We start from the raw sequence: 4,756 nt of genomic DNA on the forward strand, positions 1-4,756 counted from the left end.
CTTTGGCATCGCCTTGCGCTTTTCGCCTCGTCATCGCACCGTTTGGGTGCCATTCCCGCCTATGGGGATTTCTGAGATGGGTTCTAGTCTCACAGAAGTTCTTCCAATCGTTCAAGAAGCGGTATCTGGGATTTGACAATTGTCTCCTTTGCCCTCTCTATATCGAACCATGCGGCACGGTCTACTTCCGGAAAACTTTGCATTTTCCCCGATCTCGGTGGCCACTCCATTTCGAAGGTATTGGAGTGAATCTCCGTCGAGGGATTGGCCTCGATAGCCCATGCATGAATGATTTTGTTCGACGTTTTTACATTTCCCAGCGATAGAAACGTACCATCGACCGATTCACCCGTCTCCTCTTCGAACTCCCGCTTCGCCGCAGCCAAAAGATCTTCACCCTCTTCCGTTTCCCCCTTGACGATACTCCAGGAGCGCACGCGATTTTTCCAGAAGGGGCCGCCCATATGGACGAGAAAGACATTCAGCCGATTCCCCTTTTTTTGAAATGGTAGAATTCCCGCACTCACTTTCATGAGAAAATTATACTCCAATGCCACCGCATGAAATAACGGCGGAGATTCGAACTGACGTCACCGTCCGTCCTGTTGCCGGAGAGTGTTGGCGCGGGCCACGATCGCATCGGCAGAAAGTCCGAAAAGCGCTGTCAGCTCTTCGAGAATCTTGACATCGATGGATCCATCCGCCAACGCTCTGGCAACCGCTTCAATCCGTTCTTCGCCGCTTCGGCTTTCGCGAAGATGGCGCATAAGTCCCGCCGTTTCATCGGCACGGACGTAGATCATCTCGTAGAGTCTGTCGGCATCCTCCGGATCGATACCATTGTCCTGAGAGAGAGTCAGCATCTTTCTTTCATCGATTTCGCCCATGGCGAAACTGTCGACAATCACGGCAACCTTGCCCAGATAGGTTGGCTGCGCGTCGATACGGCTCTGAATGCCGGACGTCAGATGCATCGGTGCGGCGATGCAGGCACTGATTTTCACGCGTGAGACTTCCTTCCCGAAGCGGATGGCGAAAACAAGCGGTTTCTCCGGCGGAACGGCCACTTCCAGCACATCCAGCGCCTCGTCGAGTGCGAAAAGCGTCGTGTTGGAGGGGAGTAACAGCGTATAGGCGACACTTTCGAGGCGACGCTGGCTTCTGACACGATGGGCCATGCGCAGGACCGCTTCCCGCAAATGACGCCCCTCGGCATGGTAGAAACGGTTGAATATATGGGGCTGCAGCACTTCGAAAAGATCCTCGTTTCCCAGCATGAAATCCTGGTCGGAAGAGTCGATAAAAAGTGTCTCCACCGTTTTGGCTGCCTGCGAAAAGGAAAATGTCGCCAGTGTTTCAAGTTTGACAGGAATGGGAATCAGGAGGCTCTTCAGCACACTCTCTACGAGTGGGTTCATCCGTTCCGGTTCCGGAAAGAGAACGATTCCGCGTCCCCGGAACATATTGATCGTCTGCAGGGAAGTGTCATCGAGTCGGGAGATCACAAATACGGTGACAATTCTGCTATCGGTGCCACTCTGGAGACTCTCTTCCGTTTCGACAATTTCGCTGTGTCGGGTAAGATTGGCCATCTCCAGCGCCTGCACTGCCGTATCGTCCAGGGCAACGAACCGAAGTTTCGGCATACTGTTGTTCATGGCTGCTCTCTTTCAACGGAATTTGGCTGGACACGATTGAGCAGAAAGAGGCCAAGAAACGACGAAAGTGCCGTAATCATAAAAAAGAGGAAGGAGAAGGTGACACCCAGTGCCGGCTCCTGACCGATCCACTCCAGGCCATAGAGAAACGTCAGCTCTCTCACCCCGACACCACCGATGGTCAGCGGCAGTACCGCAACCACGCTCGAAATCAGAAAAAGTGTCAGATACTCCAGAACCATCCGATCGATTCCGAGACTCTCCACGATCATCCAGGCCGATACAAGCTGCAGGAACTGTACACCGAGCCCCCATGCCATGGTTGGTTTGAAAACCTCCAGGAATGGCGCAAAAAATCGTTTTGTGGCAATGTAGGCGATGGGAAAGACGAGAAACGCGACAAGCAGCGCCAGGGGCGTACCGGAAGGATGCATCATGGCGTATTCGCTGCCGGCATAGAGGAGCACGGCGTAGAAAAGGAGTGCGGCCAGGCCGCTGAGCCGATCGAGCAGTACCGCCTGGAAAAGTATAGCTACCCCCTGCTTGAAGTGTCTGTTGAGAAGATAGATTTTGTAGCCGTCTCCGCCGATACCCCCAGGCAAAAAGAGGTTGTAGAACATTCCGACATAATAGAGAATGAGATTGTACGATGTCTCAAGCTTGAGGCCGATCGTCTTGAAATAGAGATTGAGGCGCAAGGCGCTGGCAATTTTGGAGAGGTTGAATGTGACGAACGCCCCGAACAGCCAAAGAGGATTGGCGCTCTGTAACGCTGTCTGGAGTCTGTCAAGATCGATCTTGTGCAGCACGAACCAGAGTGCTGCGGTTGTCAGAAGGATTTTAAGTAGAAGCTTGATCTTTTTCTTCATCCACTGCTTTCGCTTTGCCGACGTAAACCTCTTTGACTGTGTAAGGCTTCTTATTCTGCGACTCGAAATAGGTTCGCATGATGAGCTCTGCGATGAAGCCGGTCGTAATGAGCTGAATACCGCCCAGCGTCAGCATGACACCGAGAATCAGAAGTGGCCTCTGGCCGATATTCTCTCCAAAAAGTTTGAGTACGAACATGTATGCATCGATCAGAAGACCGATTCCGAGCATCGGCACACCCAGTGTTCCGAAAAGATGCATCGGCTTCGTTTTGTATTTCTGCATGAAGAGCATAAGAAGCAGGTCGCTGATGACCCGGAAGGTCCGTCCGATACCATACTTGCTCTCACCATGGATACGCGGATGGTGGCGAACGTCGACTTCGGTGATCTTCGCACCGTACATCTTCGCCAGCACCGGAATGAAACGGTGCAGTTCCCCATAGAGACCCAGATTTTTGGCGACATCCCGCTTGAAAACTTTGAGCGTACAGCCATAGTCATGCAGATAGACACCGGTCGAACGACGGATGATGGCATTGGCGATTTTGCTCGGGATTTTTCGCAAAAACATTCCGTCCTGGCGTTTCTTGCGACGTCCTGCAACCAGGTCCCACCCCTCTTTTTCGAGCTTTTCGATCATCATCGGAATATCGGCCGGATCGTTCTGAAGATCGCCGTCGAGTGTTGCAATAAGTTCGCCCTTTGCCTCTTCGATACCGGCAGCCATCGCTGTGGTCTGTCCAAAATTTCTATTTAAAACAATAATCTTCGTACGTTCATCCGCCTGCTCTTTCATCCGCTGTACGGTAGCATCGCTCGAGCCGTCATCCACCATGATCAGCTCGTAGTCGATATCGCGGAGTGCTTCTTTGACCGCATCGAAGAGTGGCGGAATATTCTCCTCTTCGTTCATGACAGGTATAACGACAGAAAGTTTCATTGCACCTCTTTCCCGTTCTTTTCCGGTACCCCGATCTGGTGGTACTCAAACCCTTTTTTCACCATCTTTTCCATATTGTATTGGTTGCGTCCATCGAAAATGACGGGGGTTTTCAGCCGCTGCTTTATCTCATCGAAGTCGGGGCTGCGAAACTCTTTCCATTCGGTCACCAGCAGCATGGCATCCGCATCGTCCAGGGCATCGTACTTGCTTTTGCAGTACTCTACATCGGGATTCTTTTTGAGATAGAACTGTTTCGCCTCTTCCATCGCCTTGGGATCGTAGGCCCGGATCTTCGCGCCACGTTTTGTCAGTTCGTTGATGATTGTAATGGAGCTGGCTTCCCGCATGTCATCGGTTTCGGGTTTAAACGAAAGTCCCCAGACAGCGAAGATTCGACCCGTAAGATCACTGCCGAAACGTTCCACCACTTTGTTTGCCAGTACCCTTTTCTGATCCTGGTTGACCGCTTCGACTGCCTGGATGATACGGGGTTCGTATCCGACATCCCGCGCGATTTTGCTGAGAGCCTGAACATCTTTGGGAAAGCAGCTGCCGCCGTAACCGCAACCGGGGTAGATGAAACTGTAGCCGATACGCCGGTCGCTGCCGATGCCCACACGCACCTTGTTGACGTCGGCACCCACCCGTTCACAGATGTTGGCGATCTCATTCATGAAGCTGATCTTGGTGGCGAGAATGGCATTGGCGGTATATTTGGTCATCTCAGCACTGCGGACATCCATGGCGATGAAGCGCTCGTGGTTATGGGTGAATGGAGCGTAAAGCTCTTTCATCGTCTCTATCGCCATCTCGCTCTCCGCTCCGATGACGACGCGATCCGGCTTCATGAAATCTTCAATGGCACTCCCCTCCTTCAGGAACTCCGGATTGGAAACGACATGGAAAGGAATCTCGGCTCCGCGTCTGTCGAGCTCCGTTTGAATCGTAACCTTGACTTTGTCGGCTGTACCGACCGGTACCGTCGACTTGTCGACTACGATCATTTCATGTGTCATATATTTTCCGATATCCTCGGCTACTTTGAGGACATACTGCAGATCGGCACTGCCGTCTTCGCCCTGGGGCGTGCCGACAGCGATGAAGATGACATCGGTCTCGTCCAGCGCCTTTTTGATGTCGGTGGTGAAGTGTAACGTGCCCCGCTCGAAATTCTCTTTCACCATCGCCTCGAGGCCCGGTTCGTAGATCGGAATAATGCCGTTTTTCAATTTTTCGATTTTCTTTTCGTCGATATCGACACAGACGACGCTGTTTCCCATTTC

At 52.2% G+C, this 4,756-nt stretch carries 5 protein-coding genes; all 5 read right to left on the reverse strand.

What is annotated here, in order from left to right:
• Positions 1-89: 89 nt before the first annotated feature.
• A complete protein-coding gene (locus tag Q1K24_RS03995) occupies positions 90-533 on the reverse strand; it encodes an NUDIX domain-containing protein (protein WP_300366312.1) in 444 nt (147 codons plus the stop codon).
• 57 nt (positions 534-590) lie between these two features.
• Entirely contained in the window at positions 591-1,658 is a 1,068-nt protein-coding gene (locus Q1K24_RS04000) for a hypothetical protein (protein ID WP_300366315.1), read from the reverse strand.
• Complete coding sequence (locus Q1K24_RS04005) at positions 1,655-2,527, reverse strand: lysylphosphatidylglycerol synthase transmembrane domain-containing protein (RefSeq protein ID WP_300366319.1); 873 nt, start codon at positions 2,525-2,527, stop codon at positions 1,655-1,657. Before Q1K24_RS04005 ends, Q1K24_RS04000 begins: the two co-directional genes overlap by 4 nt.
• On the reverse strand, positions 2,499-3,470 hold the full coding sequence (locus Q1K24_RS04010) for a glycosyltransferase family 2 protein (RefSeq protein WP_300366322.1): 972 nt from the start codon (positions 3,468-3,470) through the stop codon (positions 2,499-2,501). Before Q1K24_RS04010 ends, Q1K24_RS04005 begins: the two co-directional genes overlap by 29 nt.
• Positions 3,467-4,756, reverse strand: a 1,290-nt coding sequence (locus tag Q1K24_RS04015; protein WP_300366325.1) for a UDP-glucose/GDP-mannose dehydrogenase family protein, incomplete at its 5' end; no start/stop codon positions are given. The genes Q1K24_RS04010 and Q1K24_RS04015, both read right to left, overlap by 4 nt.

Origin of the sequence: Hydrogenimonas sp. (genome assembly GCF_029932565.1) — a bacterium.
In the GTDB taxonomy this organism is placed as follows: domain Bacteria; phylum Campylobacterota; class Campylobacteria; order Campylobacterales; family Hydrogenimonadaceae; genus Hydrogenimonas.

Bases quoted from the DNA above. Each gene is read 5' to 3' on its own strand.
- Q1K24_RS03995 (WP_300366312.1), bottom strand. From the start codon at position 533: ATGAAAGTGAGTGCGGGAATTCTACCATTTCAAAAAAAGGGGAATCGG.
- Q1K24_RS04000 (WP_300366315.1), bottom strand. From the start codon at position 1,658: ATGAACAACAGTATGCCGAAACTTCGGTTCGTTGCCCTGGACGATACG.
- Q1K24_RS04005 (WP_300366319.1), bottom strand. From the start codon at position 2,527: ATGAAGAAAAAGATCAAGCTTCTACTTAAAATCCTTCTGACAACCGCA.
- Q1K24_RS04010 (WP_300366322.1), bottom strand. From the start codon at position 3,470: ATGAAACTTTCTGTCGTTATACCTGTCATGAACGAAGAGGAGAATATT.